General features: G+C 47.2%; 13 protein-coding genes and 1 pseudogene. 4 read left to right on the forward strand and 10 right to left on the reverse strand.

Going from position 1 to position 19,529, the window contains the following annotated elements:
• Positions 1-25: 25 nt before the first annotated feature.
• A complete protein-coding gene (locus tag EL84_RS26480) occupies positions 26-2,254 on the reverse strand; it encodes a hypothetical protein (RefSeq protein ID WP_047843668.1) in 2,229 nt (742 codons plus the stop codon).
• A gap of 857 nt (positions 2,255-3,111) precedes the next feature.
• On the opposite strand from EL84_RS26480, the pseudogene EL84_RS26485 reads away from it, so the two are divergent.
• Positions 3,112-4,356: pseudogene (locus tag EL84_RS26485) on the forward strand (DNA polymerase IV).
• A complete protein-coding gene (locus tag EL84_RS26490; protein ID WP_047843669.1) occupies positions 4,353-4,694 on the forward strand; it encodes a YolD-like family protein in 342 nt (113 codons plus the stop codon). Before EL84_RS26485 ends, EL84_RS26490 begins: the two are co-directional and overlap by 4 nt.
• Before the next feature lie 214 nt (positions 4,695-4,908).
• On the opposite strand, the gene glsA is transcribed toward EL84_RS26490, so the two are convergent.
• The 9 genes from glsA to EL84_RS26535 form a co-directional block, all read right to left on the reverse strand.
• Positions 4,909-5,850, reverse strand: a complete 942-nt coding sequence (gene glsA, locus EL84_RS26495; RefSeq protein WP_036614565.1) for a glutaminase A — start codon at positions 5,848-5,850, stop codon at positions 4,909-4,911.
• Positions 5,851-5,989: 139 nt separating this feature from the next.
• The gene (locus EL84_RS26500; protein ID WP_047843670.1) at positions 5,990-6,472 is read right to left on the reverse strand and encodes a GNAT family N-acetyltransferase; all 483 of its coding nucleotides are present in this window, start codon (positions 6,470-6,472) and stop codon (positions 5,990-5,992) included.
• Between the two features lie 261 nt (positions 6,473-6,733).
• A complete protein-coding gene (locus EL84_RS26505; RefSeq protein WP_036675050.1) occupies positions 6,734-7,969 on the reverse strand; it encodes an OFA family MFS transporter in 1,236 nt (411 codons plus the stop codon).
• 180 nt (positions 7,970-8,149) lie between these two features.
• Complete coding sequence (locus tag EL84_RS26510; protein WP_047843671.1) at positions 8,150-8,950, reverse strand: LytR/AlgR family response regulator transcription factor; 801 nt, start codon at positions 8,948-8,950, stop codon at positions 8,150-8,152.
• A 10-nt stretch (positions 8,951-8,960) separates the two neighbouring features.
• Entirely contained in the window at positions 8,961-10,613 is a 1,653-nt protein-coding gene (locus EL84_RS26515; protein WP_036660169.1) for a sensor histidine kinase, read from the reverse strand.
• A gap of 667 nt (positions 10,614-11,280) precedes the next feature.
• On the reverse strand, positions 11,281-12,834 hold the full coding sequence (locus tag EL84_RS26520; protein ID WP_047843672.1) for a family 78 glycoside hydrolase catalytic domain: 1,554 nt from the start codon (positions 12,832-12,834) through the stop codon (positions 11,281-11,283).
• 13 nt (positions 12,835-12,847) lie between these two features.
• A complete protein-coding gene (locus tag EL84_RS26525) occupies positions 12,848-13,684 on the reverse strand; it encodes a carbohydrate ABC transporter permease (protein ID WP_017687468.1) in 837 nt (278 codons plus the stop codon).
• The gene (locus EL84_RS26530; protein WP_036614579.1) at positions 13,681-14,559 is read right to left on the reverse strand and encodes a carbohydrate ABC transporter permease; all 879 of its coding nucleotides are present in this window, start codon (positions 14,557-14,559) and stop codon (positions 13,681-13,683) included. Before EL84_RS26530 ends, EL84_RS26525 begins: the two co-directional genes overlap by 4 nt.
• A gap of 84 nt (positions 14,560-14,643) precedes the next feature.
• Entirely contained in the window at positions 14,644-15,975 is a 1,332-nt protein-coding gene (locus EL84_RS26535) for an ABC transporter substrate-binding protein (RefSeq protein WP_047843673.1), read from the reverse strand.
• A 131-nt stretch (positions 15,976-16,106) separates the two neighbouring features.
• On the opposite strand from EL84_RS26535, the gene EL84_RS26540 reads away from it, so the two are divergent.
• The gene (locus EL84_RS26540) at positions 16,107-17,915 is read left to right on the forward strand and encodes a sensor histidine kinase (RefSeq protein ID WP_047843674.1); all 1,809 of its coding nucleotides are present in this window, start codon (positions 16,107-16,109) and stop codon (positions 17,913-17,915) included.
• A gap of 7 nt (positions 17,916-17,922) precedes the next feature.
• Complete coding sequence (locus EL84_RS26545; RefSeq protein ID WP_047843675.1) at positions 17,923-19,503, forward strand: response regulator transcription factor; 1,581 nt, start codon at positions 17,923-17,925, stop codon at positions 19,501-19,503.
• Positions 19,504-19,529 lie beyond the last annotated feature (26 nt).

Consider the following 19,529-nt stretch of genomic DNA (forward strand, 5'->3'; position numbering starts at 1 on the left):
TGAAAAGGTCCTCCTTTATACTCATTTATTCGATCTGAAAACTAGGAATTTTTTCATAACTCTTCTTCATTTTTTCGTAGCTTAGCTTCAGGCGTTCACTATACTGCACCTGCTCCCAAGGCTGCCAGCTATATACCGGCAATGTCTTCAGATCCAGGGTCGTCTGTTCACCCCCAGGCCAAGATACTTTCTTCGTGGCGCGGTCCGTTAACCACGGAATGAGGGTAACGCCTTCCACAGCAACTGTGGAGAACTCACGTCCATTCTTGAGCGGTCCATAGTCGATCGCTTGCAGCGAACTCGGATCACCGAACCCAAGCAGCATCCAGGGAATTCGCATCTCCACCTGATTGCCGTTATACTGCCATGACGTTAATGAATCCGTATCAGGCTGGCCGGGAGCCGTCGTTCCTCGTTTCAATGTTCCGACCTTTTCATTCATGAACGGTTGAGCAGATCGGGTATCCGGCGGTGTCATCCTCAGGCTGACTGCCAGATTCCATGGGTGGAACGGATTATCTGCGGAATCTGACTGCTGATCTGGCAGCATATCGTATCCTTCTTTGCCGTACAGGCGCTGATTAAAGTCATAATCCTTGGCAATCTCCACCTGTGATTCTTCATCCTGTCCCAGTGTAATCACCGTCTCAAGACCATCACTGAGTGTTCGGCCCGGGAGTAACTTGTCAGGCTGACTGCCTCCAGCAAGTGTATCGGTCCCAATTCGCAGCACTGTCTTAGCCGGGTCAAACGGTTGATCCAAGGTCAGCCCAATATACAGATAGGCTTCATCATGGGTCATCTTCATTTCCTGAATGCCGTCCACTTGGCCCTGCCAGGTCGTGACCTCTTCATCCTTCAGATCATCCCAGTCATCCAGTGATCCGTCGATGGTCAACTGTTCCTGTTTCCCGGGGTCCATGGCAAGCAGACCAAACATCTTCTCGTTTGTCAGTACGTTCAGCCAATATGCACGGCGATCAGCCGGGATTTCCAGTGGCATCGTGTTCCATGTTTTTTTGAACCATTCATCCTGCCACATGAACACAATCGCTCCCGAGTATCCTTCATCATAGATATCCTGCGTCAGTGACGCGTCAATATCTCCCTGCTCTACTTCGTTATGTCCACCCTGATTCCGTCCTCCCATACCCAGATGGGAAATACCAAGAGAAGAGGGTACGCCATACTCTGTAATCATTACAGGCATATCGGAAAACTCGGCTTTCAGCTTGCGCAGATAACTTTTGTACGTGTTGTACTCACCGTTCTCATCCTTGATGGTTTGGAGTGTTTTATCGATATGGAACAGATCCGGGTAATATGGGTACACATGGTAGGCTGCAAAATAACCTCCCTGCCATGCCTCCGGCTGAATATGTCGGGCATCCACACTCACGAGATCCTCTTCATACAGCGGCTCGCCAGGATGATCCAGCACATCGGTAGTTACCCAGTTGGTGAAAGTCATCGGATGCTCCCATCCATACTTCTTCTCCAGGACCGCTGTATGATCCAGCAGTTCTGCGAGCCAGTTCTCGAACGGTGACGCTTCTGGACTCGCCGAGAAATGAACTCCCTTGTACTGCGGCACGTCCGCATGTTTTGCGTTTGTGTTGTCTACCATTGCCGGGTCCCATTCCGTCCCCACATGCCAGGCCATCAGGTATTTTCCTGCATTCGTTTTGTATTTGCCGCTGGACTCTCCCTGCTTGGCAGGAATGTCCGCATCGCCATAGACAGCAGATACGGCCTTTTCAATCTCCTGCTTGAACGTCTGCTCAATATGCGCCGCATAGGCATCCTGCTTCTCAATTAACTCTTCTTCAGGTGACCATATGCCCTGTATAAAATATAACGGTTGCTCCCGGCCGCGGTTATATTCGACTAATGCGGAGTAGAAAATCGGTTCGTGAACCGTGTATACCCGGATTACATTGGCTCCCAGATCCTCGATCTGCTGGAACCACCGCAAGTAATCCTCTTTGGTCAGCGGGAATTCTCCCGGGTAATGCCCCGGTGAAGTTGCGCCCAGGTTGACACCTTTGACGAACATCTCCCTCCACGTTCCATCTGGCCCGTATTCCATGAACCGGTCTCCATCGGTCTTGAATTTCATCTCCGTGCCGTTCTCCGCTGTGTACGTAACGAGCTTGGGTTGCATATAGTGCCATCCGGCAAATATCCCACCGGTCACCACCACTGCTCCTGTCAACACCGTTAATAGCCAGCGTCTTCGTCTTTGTCTGCTCATGTCTTTAGATTGCTCACCTCTCTAATATGCATCCTGCTTCAACATCGAATGGTCCAACATGAAGTTTACGAATCTTTCCGCTTCGGATGTCCGCTTGGTAGAGATGTCAGCGGTGTAGTTCTCACTATAGCGCTAAGACTCTGCATTTGTAACTAGGCTGATGGAAGCAAACATGAAATGGAACATTCTGCCCATAATTCGTAAAAAGAGCCATCAACTAGCACCGGGAAGCCTCTGAGATACGTCTGATTCCCGAACACTAATATCTGCTGGAATCGCATGGTATTGGTGCCCTGCTGATCTTGCAATTCTGGAACCTATATTGTTATGTGCAACGCGGGTACAGGCAACGTTTGCCGTTGGAACACATACCCCATTAAACGCGAGTCATTATTTAAAGTTGCGGACCTTTTTACAGTATTAACCATAAAGATTACAAAATTGATACTATAGTCCGATAACGCATCAGCGATATTCCGCGTCACATCAAGGTTTTCTGAAAAATGCAGAAAATCAAAAAAGGACGTCAGTCCCCCTCTATAGGACTGTGCCCATTTATAACCCTTTTACAAAAACCCAAATGAACGCCCGGTCATCAACCGTAGGTCATGGATCTCTCACATTAAATGTAAAAAAGCACATCTTATTTCCTAATTTCTGCCTCTAATATGGCTAACCCATAATTGTGTCCAATTTGCAAAATAATTCCGGTTGCCGCATTTCGAATTGTCAGATATGCTTATAAAACAAGAACACTTGTTCCATACTGTAAATAAACTGTTAATTATCGATGTTCAAATGAAAATAATTGCTTCTTAACATAAGAGCTTAGCATCACGAATAAGGAGAGAAGTCTTATGCCCCGCCAAGACAGACGTGTCATCATGCTGGCAGACTGCCAGTCATTCTATGCCAGTGTGGAGAAGTCTGCACATCCCGAATACAAGGACCGCCCCCTCGTAGTCGCGGGAGATCCGGCGCGCCGTTCGGGTATTATTCTTGCGGCCTGTCCACTCGCCAAGTCCTATGGAATTACGACAGCAGAACGACTGGGCGAAGCGCTCGCCAAATGTCCAGATGTTGTTGTTGTTCGCCCCCGGATGGCCGAGTAGATTCGGGTATCCCTTCATATTACGCGTATCCTTCAGTCTTACACCGATCTGGTGGAACCCTATAGTATTGATGAACAGTTTCTCGATGTCACCGGAAGCCTGGATCTGTTCGGCAGTCCCGAGACGATTGCACGCAGCATTCAATCGAGGGTGATGGATGAGACGGGTGTGTATATTCGAATCGGTATCAGCGATACCAAGGTCGTTAGCAAGATGGCCTGTGATCTGTATGCCAAAAAAGTCCCGGGAGGCATCTGCACGCTGCCTCGCAAAGATCTGCCTTCAACCATCTGGGAAAAGCCTGTTCGAGACATGTTCATGGTTGGTTCCCGCATGGCGCAGCATCTCTACAAGATGGGCATTCATACCATTGGTGATCTGGCCCAGACCCCACTGTCCCGACTAAGAGAACGTTGGGGGGTGAATGGCGAGGTACTGTGGCGTATCGCTCGCGGTATTGACGATTCCCCGGTCAAACCCGGGACCTATGCTCATCAGCAACAGGGGATCGGACATCAAATGACGCTGCCCCAGGACTATGACTCCTGGGAAGATATCAAAGTGGTACTGCTTGAACTGGCGGAACTCGTCAGTCGACGTTCCCGGGACAAATCACTCATGGGCCATGTGGTCTCGGTTGGATGTCGCGGACAGGATTATGATCGACCAACCGGTTTCTCCCGCCAGATGAAGGTGAATGAACCCACCAACATTACGGATGAAGTATACGATGCGGCAGCAGCTCTGTTCCTGCGCCATTGGGACGGATTACCCATCCGCCGCATCAGCATGTCATTGACCGGACTTGTACCCGATTCCGAAGTGCAACTGTCCTGGTTTGATGACCGCGAACGCAAAAGAGAATTGGAACGTGCCACGGATGATATCAAGCGCAGGTACGGAGATACCGCCATCATGCGGGCATCCTCCCTCTGCTCGTCCGCGCAAGCCCATGAACGTTCTCATAAAATTGGAGGTCATTATAAATGAGTAAAAAATTGCAGCAAAACGGTATCTTCGAGTCCTCACGCATGATGCTCCCCGAACACCGGGAAGCCTACATTCTTCATCAGGAACAACTAGCTCCTCGTACCCGCCCATCCCTGGATGCCCAGGCCGCGGAAGAAATGTCCCGTTTGCTCAGTAACTCGATGATGCTTGGAGATAGGGTCACCATTACCGTGTTTCACGAACATGACGATATCCGTTATACTGGTCAAGTACTTCGACTGGACCGTCCGGCTCGTACCCTCAGACTGCTGATGGAAGATGGGTCCCGGGATATTCAGATGAACCTCATTACAGATGTGGCCCTAGCCGATGACTGAAGGCGTATATACCCGCCCCGATGTTGCGGATAATCTATGATAGATGCAGCATAGTCGTTGCCATGCAGGACTGTCTTCCTACACTTCCAGGTGAATACCAAAAGCAGCCGACGAGACATACCCAGACCATTCACTTCGTTCTAAAGAAGCAAAATATCAGATACGTGATTCATCGGCTGCATATAAGGGTAAAGCTTTTTTTCTGAAAAACTTCTTAGAAAAAGCTCCAGTCGAATTCCTTAGACAGACGCTCGAGCAGATGCACACCGGCAATACTGTTGCCTTTGCGATTCAGAGCCGGGCCAACAAGACCTATGCCGAATTGTCCCGGTACAAGGGTCAGAATTCCACCGGATACTCCACTTTTGGCGGGCAAGCCGACCTCGATGGCAAATTCGCCTGATGCATTATACATACCACAGGTGGTCATGAAGGTTTTGGCAATCTGAACATAGCGACGAGGGATGAGTTCTTCTCCCGTAATTGGATCTGTTCCATTATAGGCCAGAACGAGTGACATTCGAGACAGATCTGCACACGTCACTTCAATGGAGCAATGACGGAAATATACGGCAAGCACGTCTTCAACGTCATCCTTAATGACCCCGTTGTGCTTCAAAAAGTAGCCAAGTGAACGATTCATATGACCACTCTCCGATTCGGACTGGAATACCTCTTCGTTATAGCCCAGCTGATCATTATTCGCCAGTTTGCGGAAAAACTCCAGAATGCGGCGTGATTTCTCTTCCTTACAGTCTCCTCCAACAAGCGAGGACACCGTAATCGCACCCGCATTAATCAATGGATTAAATGGAATACCGGGTTCAACCAATTCAAGCTTGATCATCGAATCATAATCGTCGCCTGTGGGTTCTTTTCCTACATTAAAGAAGACTGCTTCTTCACCATGGTCCATTAAGGCCAGAATAAGGGTAAATACTTTGGAGATACTTTGCATTGTAAATGGGACACCGCAATCCCCTGCCGACACATAGTTCCCTTCGGCGTCCATGATATGTATACCAAGCTCATCCTGAGAGGCTTTAACAAGCTCCGGGATATAAGAAGCCACCTTACCCTGCCCGGTGTGCAAACGACTGGTCTCCAGCCACTCCGGCAGCAATGCATTCAGACGTTCCATGGTTGAATTGCTCATATGTCATCTCCTCCACATCTCTATATAAGCATCTTGCATGAAATGTACATGGGTGAACCCATGCACCATGGTGATAATGAGTTCCAGCCATCTCATGCAAAATGCCCTATATTATCTGATTACCCTCAGAATAGTTCCTTTACCGCTTCATTTGAAGATTTAACTCCAAAATCTCACCGGGAAGACCATCGTAATCGCCTGTCCAGGTGGATACAAAGTTCTGTCTGGTCAAGATCCGGCGAGAAGCAGCGTTACCCGGATCGATAACTGCATAGAGTGATCCAATCCCTGCGGCTTGTGCCTGAATAATCAACCGTGACGCAATGGATGTGCCTTGACCTTTGCCCCAATGTTCAGGCAGGATCATGTAACCTATCTCAGCCTTGGTCGGGTCCTCCTGATCCGGAATCAATTTGGCATACGCCACACCGGCACCATCTTCACTATATACTCGGTAATGTCCGCATGTGGAACGCTCATTAAACTCCAGCATGGACTCAAATTGCGTTCTCGCCTCTTGCTCCGGTATTGCACGTTCTGTAATCTGTTTCATTACTTCCATATTGGAAACCAATGCATAATAATCATCAAAATCAGGTTGTGTGTATTTAATGAACTTCATGATGTGCCTCCTCTGGGGTACATAACTTATCTTGGTCTTGTTGAATTCACCTAGAGTATAACAGATGCGAATGATGGAATGCACACAAGGCAACACTCTTGCAGGCAGCCAGATGATCCGATAGGCCAACTAAGTCAGCAATCTGAACACTGTAGATACCAAAAAGCGGCCTCAACTGGAGACCGCTTTGTTTACTTTGTTTTTTAATTTGCTTTTTAAGATGAAGAAATATCCTCAGTTCCGTACTTCCAGTGCATGTTGTTAGCTTGCCCGTGATGAAGGGTTAAGGTTCATCTGTTTTTCACGTTGACGTGCACGACGACCTTCACCTGGAGGGGTAATGATCAGTGCGAGCAACAGCGAGACAGCGCAGAGTACAGCAATCACGATGAAGGTCAGATGGAATCCGCCCAGCAGGGCGCTGATGAATGATCCAGCCAAAGCACCAAATCCAAATCCCTGATAGATCACACCATAGTTTTTGCTCTGATTTTTCAGTCCGAAGTAATCGGCCACAATCGCCGGGAATACCGTAATGTTACCGCCAAAGCAGAATGCAACGGCCGCCACACAGGCGAAGAATATCCCGAAGGTCAGTGGAACCAGACTAAGTGTCATGACAGCTACGGCTGTAACTAGCAGCGCACCAGCGATGACCTTCATTCGTCCTACTTTATCCGACAGCGCACCGAGAATAATACGTCCTGCCGTGTTAAAGATTGCAACCATGGCCACTGCGTTCGCAGCGGTAGCTACATCAAGTCCAGCGAGTTGTACACCGATATCTTTGACAATACCGATCAGATACAGGCCACTCATACACGCCGTGAAGAAAATAACAAACAGCATGTACGCTTCTTTTGTACGCAGCATCTCTTTCACCGTGTAATCATGACGTGCTACGACTTGTTTGGATCCTTCCTTGCTTGCCGGAGCCTGTTCACGAACAACCGCTTCACGGATCAGGAATGATCCCGCAACGACCAGAACCAGAACGATAATGCCCCAGTACATAAATGCCTGAGCAGGACCAACGGCACCAATCAATGCCGTGTTCACATATTTGAACAATAAACTACCGGTACCAAAGGCTCCGACCGAGATCCCCGAGATCAGACCTTTACGCTCCGGAAACCATTTGATCAGATTAGACAGCGACGTAATGTACGCCGTACCATCTGCAAAACCAACAACAAATCCAGCCAAAATGTACAGCAGTGTTAACGAGGTGACTTGAGAACTCAGAATAAGACCCAGCCCAAGCACAACCCCGGCTACACGGATCAGACGCTGAAGACCCCAACGTTCCTGCAATCGTCCTGCAAACAATGTGGCAAAAGCCAAAGCAAAACTCGTAATTGAAAAAGTTATCGCGACCGAGCTGACGTCCCATCCGAAACGATCAGACAACGGTTGATTAAATAAACTCCAAGTATAGATGGTTCCAAGACCCATTTGTACAATGATGGTCCCCAAAACAATAAGCCAGCGATTCATTTTTGTAGGTGCAAATGTTGATTCAGGTGTTGATGAAACGGATGAAATGGTTGCTTTCATCGTGATCTCCCCTTTGCCGATGTCATATACATGAATGCGTTCACAAGCTAATCATACATGAAAGGGGATTCATCACACCGTTTTGAGCATGAGTTGCATCAGATGCGGAATGAAATGCTGCTAGATGCGCATGAGTTGCCTGAATTCTTTGACCTTCCCACGACTCACGGGCACTTCAGCTTCCAAATCGCGCAGACGGAGCAGATACGTATTGTTGAACCAAGGTACAATTTCACGGATTTGCGACAGATTTACGACGTACGAACGGTGGCAGCGAAAGAACGTATCCTGTGGCAGACGGCTGTGAAAATCCGATATGCTCACTGGCATGGTGAACTCCCCATTTTTGGTATATACCTTCGTCACTTTCTCTTGTGCTTCCGCATAGTAGATATCTGCCGTATCCGTAACAATAATATTGTCATTCCGCAGCAAATTAATTCTTCTATCTGTATGGGAATTCGTATCTCGTTCTCGTACCAGTTCACCATGCGCAGCAGATCCGTCCGCCGTAGGGGCTGGTCCATCCTCAACATGTTGCTCCACCGGCGCATGATCACGTTTGAATGCGAGCTCCAGCTTATGGAGCATTGCAGCAATTCGTTTCTCGTCATACGGCTTCAGAATATAATCAAATGCCTCCAACTCAAAGGCTTCCGCTGCATGTTCCTTATACGCCGTCGTAAATACAATGTAGGGTTTCGTTGCAAACTTCCCAATATGATGGGCCAGCATCATACCGTCCAGCGAGGGAATATTGATATCAAGGAAAATGACATCTACTTCTTGTTCCTGCAAAAATTTCAGTACATCCAGCCCGTCTTCAAGGCGGTCCACAACTTCAATCTGACTATGTTCCTGGATTAAATAATTCAATTCCTCACTTGCCAGAATCTCGTCTTCCACAATAAGAGCTCTCATTGATCCATCATCACCTTGTTACGACATCTCCTTTGGGCACATCAAATAAAATATCGGTTCCTTGTTCCAGCCTTGTAATGGTTACACCTTGTCCGTAGATAAGCTTAACGCGGCGATGCACATTATATAGCCCGATCTGGTTACCAGGCATACGGTCATGGTAGACACGTTCAATAATATCTGCACTGATGCCTGCCCCTGTATCACTGACACTGATTCGCACAAACTCCGGATAATCCTGTACCCGAATTCGAACAGTCCCGGGTCCTTTGACCTTGAGAATGCCATGAATAATTGCATTTTCGACGAGCGGTTGGATAACAAGACTCGGAATATGCACCGCGACCTCATCAATGTCATAGATCACGTTAAGTCGGCTACCAAAGCGAGCTTTCTCAATCTCTACATAATTACGGACCTGCTCCAGTTCCTTATGAATATCGATCAACTCATCCGACAGCTCCAGATTGTAGCGCATGTACCCGGATAGGTTCACAATCAGCTCCCGGGCACGATCAGGTTTGGTTCGGATGGACGATGCAATCGCATTTAGCGCATTAAACAAAAAATGAGGATGGATCGTTGTCTGTAATGCACGCAGCTCTGCTTTGTTGGCAGCAGCCTTGATCTCCTCTACCCGCGATACCTCCATCTGGGTCGAGATGATCTGCGATAGACCTACAGCCATCGTTTGTAATGGATACGTAATTTTGTACGCTTTGCGATAATAAATTTTCAGCGCACCTGTAATGTCTCCTCGTTCTTTGAGCGGAATGATTAACAGCGAGTGGATATCGGGTGTTTTTTCATCAATCACATCATTACTGATCGTAATCTCCCCGCTGGATATCGTCTTCTTGGTCATCTCACTTATAATTTCATTGCCTATATGATAGCGTTCCTCACCAAATCCTACATACGCCAGTACATTCCGGGTATCCGTAATTGCAACCGCATCAGCCTGAATATCCTCCTGAATAATCCGGCAGATTTTGCGCAGAGAATCCTCATCAATCGAACGGAAATAAGGCAAGGTTTTGTTTGCAATCTCCAGTGCCAGCTTCGCCTGACGAGCTGCAATCATCTCTTTTTCCCCTTCGACACTCTGTACCAAGAGCACAATCAGCCCAATGTTGACTTCACCCAGAATCATAGGCAGCGCAATCTGCGAGACAATATCGGCACCCAGTGGATCGGGATAGGAAAATAGCAGGATTAATAACATCGTGAGCGCTTCACAGATCATTCCAGCACCAATACCGATGATCCACCGCTTGGGCTTGGGCGTGTACTTATGTATATATCCGGAGACCAGACCCGCCAGGATACTCGTGATTAGACACGGTATAGCTGTGACTCCATCCATATCAATCAGATACCGATGCACCCCGGAGACAATCCCCGTAATAATACCCACAGGCGCTCCGAACAAAATACCACCCGATAACACGGCGATGATCCGCACATTCACCAGTGAACCTTCAACATTAATGCCCGTATATGTCCCGAAGATGGCAAAAGCACAGAATAACAAGGTAACCGCAATAGACTCCTGCCACCTTAATTTCCCCTTTTGCAGAATCTGCCTAAATCTCGGCACCCTCGACAGAAAGAATAAAAATATAATCAACAGCGCCGCCCGTTCAAATAAACCCAGCAGCATCGTAAACATCTCCAATCGTACTTCCTCCACATCTGTCTGAAAATAAAATGCATACCGACACAGCCACGCTTTACTACGTAAAATCCAGGACATTAATCCATAAAGCTCGTATGCAACAGTTTACCGCTCCCCCCGGAGGAAAGCAAAGTCCATCCTGTGAAAAAACATCAATATGACTACATCATGCATGCATATGATAGTTCATCCCTTAACTTCTATGAAAATATCCGACTCCAGAAAAACCTATGTTATAATCAGTTGTCATGTTATTCCAATTATTGAGTGAAATTAATTAAAGAAAGGTGTTCATGCATGCTTGCAATTCTACTTTTAGGTTTGCTTCTGCTTTTTAGTTTTCTATGGTTTACCCTATACTTTATCTCCAAACGAAGCCATCATCCCGATTGCTCATCGGCGATTGTCCTGCGAATCATCTTAAGCATCTCAACTCTGACACTCATCGTTCAAGTCTACAACCTTAAAGGAAACCCATATAACTTTATTTTAATATTCGTATTTATCGCTTCATTAATAGCCACTCGTTCTTTTAACGGTACGAACAAAAACAGATAAATAAAAACAATAGGCATGGCTGGCTCTATAGTTCAATCCTGAAACTAATCCAAAAAGGCCAACCAGACGTACCTGATTGACCTCAAGTCCAAAATTACGAAAAATTTCGCCTGATAAAATAACTTGGTGTGCAGCTCCAAGCATGGCAATAACTGTTGACCAAATTGCTGCCATAAGGAGAATACGTTTTGTCGTCCGGGTCGTAGAGCTCCCAGAAAGTGTCCGCTCCATCCTTCAGCATACCGCCCCAATACCTTCGGATCTGCTCCAGTGCCTTCTCCTCTTCCCCGCACATTATTAATGCATCAACATAATGATGAACCATGTACGGTGTGGTCATGCCAATAGCTTCTTCGTTACTCATTAACCGATCAAGTAATTGCCGGGCCGCTGGAGCATCCATGATCTCAGCCAGTACCATCCATACTTGCGATGCCCAGGATATCTGTCTTTTCTCACCACTGACGAAAAAGCCCTGTTCACCATCCCACAGATGTGCGAGGGCTGCTTGCTCAGCGTCTTTGATGTGTGCGTTAATCCATTCCTCATACTCCGGCAGCCCTAGTTCTTTGGCAATCGACCTTCCTCTTTTCATACTATAGATGAGCACTGCCTGGGCACCAGCCTGTTTATTTAATTCTTCATGCCAGTCTAGAAAACAATACCATGTATCGTCATCCCTTACGATGCCCCGCTCATCAAGTCGTTTAAGCCCGATCTCAATCTGTTCTCGAGCCACCGGCCAAAGTTCTTCCAACGTTTCCCTGTCCTTGGTAGCTTCAAAATATTCCCATAATGTCGCAATAAAGAACAACGCATAGTCATATAGGTAAATGTCGTCCATGTACGGTTCCGGTTGTTCGTACAAACAGGCTCCTACTTGGCCTCCCTCCAATCTTGTTCCGGCAAAGAGATAGAGACAGCGCTTGACGAGATCATTACAGCCGAATGTTTCATAATTGACGAGGGCCTGAAGGCGAAGATCTCCGATCCATAAACGTCGATCGCGCTTCGGTCCATCTTCGAATACCATCTGCATGCAATCCCGGAGTGTCTTCACGGACACGCGATCTATTTCCAGCAGCTCCGTGTCGATACCTTCAGGCAATTGAGGTACTGCCCCTATGTCTGCTGAGGTCACCGTCAAGCAATATATATCGTTAATTCGAATATCGTAACGGATCGACGTTTCTACCACCTCGATTTTCAGATACCGAAAGGCATACCGACGGTCCAGTGTTAGCGTGCCAGGTAACACGTCCACATTCACGATCTCATCTTGAAGCCATGAACGGCTAAGCCAACCCGAATATTCTGCAAAATCCTCACCGACCTCACAGGGCATTTCTCCAAATGTGAGCTTCAACCTGAGAGGTGCATCTGCATTACTGCGCTCGTTAAGAAGCGACAAGGTCAGATAACCGACGAGATGCTCCCCGAAATCCAGCGTAACACTGTCTCCCTTGCACAGCACTTGATCCGATAAGTGTTCTGCTAAGCCTATTGGTTCGATACGCCATCCCTGAAAAGCTGACGCATCCGGAACTGCGCTCACGATATGTTCCGGATAGACCTTTTGCTGGCGAAGCTCCGGCATCAGACCCTGCGCTTTTTCCAGCCAGGCTGTGTTTATCACTTTTTCACTCATTGCAGTGCCCTCCTTATCCTTTGACCGCCCCAACGGTCATACCGCCGATAAAATATTTTTGCAGGAACAGAAACGCCAGCAGCAACGGTAGCGCGCACAGAAAGCACGCTGCAAACAGGACATTCCACTGCGTGGGATTTTGCTGATCGCCCAAAAATCCGAGCATGGCCAGCGGTAACGGTGAATCTCCTGCGCTGGAAATAAAGATCATATTGAAGAAATAATCGTTCCAGATCCAGACACCTTGCGTAATAATGACCGAAACCGTTACCGGAATGAGTAAGGGGAACACGACGGTCCAGAACCGTTGGAATAATCCCGCCCCGTCGATGTGCGCCGCTTCTTCTACCTCCTCAGGCACACCGCTTCGAATGAAGCCCGTGTACAGGAAAGTTGAAAACGGCAGACTGCACGTAATGAACATGAAAATAGGCGTATATTGATTCGTTGGGATATGAAGCGCATTAATCATTTGCACGATCGGTATCAATACCATTTGCGCAGGTACCACAAGTCCGGACAAAAAAAACAAATACATGAACTTACTTAGCTTTGTCTTCAAACGGGCCATCGGGTAGGACGCCATTGCCGCAAACAGGACAACGAACACGACCGATACGCCGGTTAACACCACGCTGTTCCATAGCGCTTCCGGAAAGTGCATGCGGTCGAAGGCAGCCTTGTAACTTGCAAAGGACATCTCCCGGAACAGGACCAGCGGATTTGTGTTGTTGCTTGGATCTCGGAGTGATGTCGAAAAGGCAATAATTAACGGAATCAGGTTTAACGCCATCACCAACAGCACAACGACCTGAACGGACCCTTTCCCCAAAACTTTACGAAGCGTCATGCCGACACCTCCCGTTTGTTCATTTTCAGGACAAAAACAGCGGTAATGACGATAATTACGGCAAAGGAAATGACACCAAGAGCCGAAGCTTTACCAAAGAGTTGTTCGGTAAATGCCATCTTGTAGATGGTATAAATCAGCGTGTTGGTAGCCGTGCCGGGACCGCCATTCGTCATGATAAACGGGAAGTCGAACGCTTTGAGTCCATTGATCAAACTTAACGTCACGTTGATTGTAATTGCTGTTGCCAGTAATGGAATCTTCACATGGCGCAGCAATCTCCATGAGCCGCAGCCATCAATCCGTCCGGCTTCCAAAAGGTCGCTTGGAACAGTCTGTAGTCCTGCAAGGAAGATAATCATTGTCGTTCCGATCGTCTTCCAGATTTCCACGAAGATAATAGAATACAGCGCGGTCGAGTAATCACCCAGGAAATTCAGTTCATTTGCGATACCCAGTTTATCGAGAAAGGAAGAAATCAGCCCGTAATCCGGCATATAGACGTAACTCCACAAAAAGCCGACGACAATCGCACTGAACAAAGTGGGAATATACGCCAGGGAACGGTAAATCCCGGTTCCTCTTATTTTCATGTTTAACAGCAATGCCATTGCTAAACCGATGATATTGCCAGCTATGACGGTGACGAATGTATAGATCAGTGTATTTTTTAAAGAAATGCCTAGGATGTCGCTCCGGAACAATTCCTTATAGTTGTCGAAACCGATATAGTTATAGGCTTGGGCGTACCCGTTGTAATCCGTTATACTGTACTGGAACAACCGCAGGATCGGGAAGATCCAGAAGGTCAGGTAGAAGATCAATGCCGGCAAAGCAAACCAGTACATGGACTTTTTCATTACAGTAGAGCTCATCCTGCTCCATCCTTTCCAAGGGGCCTGCGGCAAGGGAAGAAGGACAATCATTCTCCCCTTTACAGCAGACAGCATCGTTTTGTTCTAGTTTTTCCATAGCTCTCTAAACTTGGTTTCCATGGCGTTTGCCACATCTTCTGGTGTTGTTTTCTGTCCAGCAATAATTTCGGCAAACTTTGCCTGCATGACGTCCGATACTCCGGCTGGCCACATCTGGTTGCTAAAGTAGATGGAATTTCCAGTTTGTTGATAGTTGTCATTCACTTCCTTAAACAATTCATTTTCAAGTTCTACGTCCTTATAGACGCTGATGGAACTGTTGGCTTCCACAAATGCTTTGAACAGATCGGATTCACCATCAAACAGGTAGTTCAGTACTTCCTTGGCTGCATCCAGGTTTGCCGATTTGGCGTTCAAAGCGTATCCGGCAGATGTTGCAGCAGATACAAACACCGGCTGTTCCGGCTCGTTACCTGGCAATGAAGCGAATCCGCGAGTAAATTCGGCAGCGCCTTTGGACGTCATGGAGGCATAATCCCATGTTCCCGTAAAGGTCATTGCTGCTTTCCCGTCGATAAACAACTGCGCAGATTGGGCACTACCAATGCCAAGTGAGTTTTTGACGACGTAGTTGTTATCATAGAGCTCTTTGTATTTGGATATGGTTTGAATCCACTTTGGATCAGTCAGCGATTTTTCACCGTTCTGCAATTTGACATCAAAATCCAGCTCATTCGGATACACGACATTGGCTGCAATCGGATACATACCGAATTGGATCATCCAAGGGTCCTTGTCTCCCATCGCAATTGGCGTTACGCCCGCTGCCTGCAACTTTTGACACAAATCCAGAAACGAAGGCCAATCCTTCGGAAACTCGGAATATCCCGCTTGTTGTAACAACTCCTTATTGTAGTAAACGCCCAAGAAGTCCAACCCTTCGGCCACGCCGTAAGGTTTACCCTCATAGGACATATCTTCCTTCGCTCCTTGGCTGATGTTGTCCCAGAACTTCAGATCTGACAGATCCGCAGCGAAGCCTGCCTTTGCAAAATCAATGACACCGCCAGCCGCATTTTTCGGGAAAATCCAGAAAATGTCCGGTCCCTGTCCAGCCGCAAGCTTGGTTCGAACAGATGTATTGTATTGATCATCAGGCAACTTTTGTACTTCCAAGTTAATGTTCGGGAACTTCTCTTTGACTAGACGCGGCAAGGTCTCCAGCTCGAAATCCTCTCCCTCGGATGCCTTGTTTCCCGAAAGCATCATCGTCAACGTAATTGGCTTTCCTGACTCATCTGTACTCCCGTTATTGGTATCCGTACCGCCCCCCTCCTCGCTACTGGAGCTGCATGCGCTCAGAAACATCAAGAGCAGTACCAAAGCTAAGGACCACAGTCGTTTTCTTTTTTTCATCTTGTCATTCCCCCAATTCATGTTTATTCTTGCTTTGTGCACATTCTCATCATACGGTGGGCAAAAGTGCATTTGCTTTGGCTCGTATGGTGCACTATTTTTAGAATTGACAAATGGCGGGAGGAGCACGTATGATTCTGTTCAACATCAAAACTAAACTTTTTCTGGTCCTCGTCCTCGTATCAATCGTGCCAATTATCGTTGTGTCTGTCAGTTCCTATCGCAGTTACACGAAGCTGGTGAGTGAGCAGACCTCTCTCGTGACGTCGACAACTATAGGCAATTCGGTCAAGAGCATGGAGGAAATTTTGCAGAACATCGACCGGATCTCCGTCACACTCCTTCAGCAGTCTTCCAATGCAACCGCTTACAGCACTGTGAGTGATGAACTAATCAAGTTGAACGGTACCAACGATCAATATGAAATCTTCATGATCCGCAGCAAATTGAAATTGATCTTTGAAAACATTCTGCTTGGTTACAATTACATCAATGGTTTGTACCTTTTCACACCTGATGGCAAATGGATAAGCTATGGCAGCAGCGGTACAGACCTACGCCTCGATTATGTAGCACTTCGGGATGAGTGGTATCTGGATACGATCCAGCGAAAAGGCGATTTGTATATTGGTGAAGTAGGCGTCAAACCTTACATCATTAACGCCAAGGAATCCATTGGCTTCTCCAGAGCCCTCTACGATCCCAACAACAACGAGTTCCTAGGCGTGTTTATGCTGGATTGCAGCATGAACATTTTTGACGGTCTAAAACGTAATCCGGCACCAAGCTTGTCCAATCTATATCTGGCGAACGACGCTGGCGAGATCCTGTACTCCAGCGACGGAAGTAGAGTTGGCACTCCTCTCTCCGATACTCTGGCTGCGGCAACGCATCAAGTCGGAAACAGTTCACAGTACAAATCAATCCAAGATAACATGATGACGGTAATCCAGAAAGTTCCCGGCCGCAATTGGAACGTGATTGCCAACATCTCTATGGATCGGTTGTATGAGGAGTACAACATCTCACAAAAGTTGCTGTTATACGTGGCCGTAAGCTGTGCCGTCATTTTCCTTCTACTTTCCTTTTTCTTATCCAACCTGATCACCAAACCCATCATCGAATTGACCAAAATGATGCGCAAAACCAAATCTCATCGTTTTGTGACCATCAAGCCTCAAGTAACGAGGCAAGTCGATGAAATAGGAATCCTTTACCACGAGTTCAACAAAATGATGAAAGATATCGATACGCATATCCGAGAGAGTTACCAGAATAAAATCCTCATGCTGGACTCGCAGATGAAGGCATTGGAAGCACAAATCAACTCCCATTTCCTCTACAATACGCTGGAGTCGATTAATAGCATTGCCGAGATCGAAGAAGTTGAGAGTATTGTGGTGATGACCAAGTCACTCGGGGACATGTTCCGCTACAGCATCAAAACGGACAGCGAGCTGGTCGCGGTCAGCGAAGAACTTCAACATGTAGAAAACTACATGGCCATCCAGCAGATTCGGTATGGTGACAAGTTCGCGTTCAACCTGAATGTAGACCCGGAAATTCGGAGTCGTCGCATGCTGAAACTTCTGTTGCAACCACTCGTGGAAAATGCTATCTATCACGGGTTGGAGAACAAACGTGGGAAGGGTTCCGTTACCATTACCGGTTTGTTTCAGGGGGACAGCATCGTGTTCGAGATCTGGGACGATGGCGTGGGCATGTCCTCAACACAAGCGGAAGAACTTCGACAATTGCTCCAGCAGCCACCTGAATTCGTCGCCGTTGGTCAAAGGCATAAACAAAGCATCGGCATCAAAAACGTTCATTCACGAATTGCTTTGTATTACGGAGAGGGTTACGGCCTTTCGTTTCATACCGATTTGAATACAGGAACTCGAATTACACTCGAAATTCCGGCCAATTGGGAAAAGAGGTGACCAAGAGATGTACACGTATATCGTTGTGGACGATGAACCCTTGATCCGCAAAGGTTTGTTGAAAAAAATCGGGACTTTTGAGCACTCGCTTGAACTCTTAGGCGAAGCAGATAACGGGGCAGATGCCTTGGCTTTGATTAAATCCTTCAAGCCGGACATTATCTTTACGGACATGCGCATGCCCGAGGTAGACGGCAAGCTGTTGATCAGGACAGTATGCCAGCAATATCCGCGCATCAAGTTAATTGTCATTAGCGGACATACCGATTTTGATTATATGCAGGAGGCCATCTCTGCGAAAGTTGTAAATTACCTGCTGAAGCCTTTTAGCCGGGATGAGATCCACGGTACGCTTCACCAAGCCATCCAAGCCATCGAACAGGAGCGCTCTCTTCAGCGGGAAGTCGTTCTAAGAGAAGTAGAAACGGAGCAGATGAAAAGGGATGCAGACATGCAAGCCTTCCTGAATTATGTGCTGGCTCCCCATTCATCCATCAAAACACCTGTGTTCCGCTCTGCGGAATTTGCCGCCATCATGGCATCTGACCAGTTCATTTTATTGACGATTTATGGTCCTCAACCGCTTACAGCACAGCAACTACCTACCTTTTCGAATGGCCTGTACATTCCTCATCCACAAACGGATCAAGTACTGTTTTTCCTGATGCATGATCTGGATTGCTCAGGCCAGCTTGATTTGCAGAAAATGGCGGAACAAACTGCGAGTATCATTTTGACCAAATCCGAAACTACGGATTGTTGTGTGGGGATCAGCTTGCCTCATACAGGCATTGGTGGGGTCCGAGAAGCTCATCATCAAACGATCCTTGCGTTGGACGAACGAGCCATTACCGATTTTGGCAAATGTTACGTATTTTCACGGGAGCAATTTCCTTTACATCAACTGAAGTGGGCTCGAACATATGAACTGCTATTTTTTATAGAGAGCGGGAATGTGCCGAAGGTGGAAGAGCTCATCACCGATTTCTTTGCTTTCTACATACGCCAGCCTGACGCTTTGCTTGCCCACCTGAAAGAGCAGTGCAGAGACATTATCACGGAAACCAAACGGCTGCTGAGTAACTATATCCAGAACGGAGGTAACAGTAGCGCCTCTTCCAGCTTGGAGGCCGTCCTGAACGTCTCGTTCGATATGGAGTGCATTAGGCATTACATGGTAAAAGTGCTGACGGGAACAGCTCTTCTGCTTAAGGAAGACAACCCCTACGCATCAGATCAAGTGATCGACAACGTCAGGACATATATCGATAATCACTATACCAAGGATTTAACGCTGGAATGGGTATCGTCCCTGTTCTACCTGAACCCGAGTTACCTCAGTCATTTATTTAAAGAAAAGACATCCGAGAACTTCACTGATTACGTAAACAGACTACGGATCAGGCAAGCCAAGCAGCTCTTAACGAGCACAGACGATAAAATCTATCGGGTTGCCAAACAGCTGGGTTACGACAATCCAAAATATTTTTTTCGGGTGTTTAAAAAATTGACCGGTTGGACTCCAGAGGAATACCGAAAGCAACACAAATCCTTCACCGCAAACAACAAGGAACCAGGCCATGTATGATGGCCCAGTTCCTTGTTTTCGTTGTT

This window comes from Paenibacillus sp. VT-400, from assembly GCF_001029205.1.
Classification (GTDB): domain Bacteria; phylum Bacillota; class Bacilli; order Paenibacillales; family Paenibacillaceae; genus Paenibacillus; species Paenibacillus amylolyticus.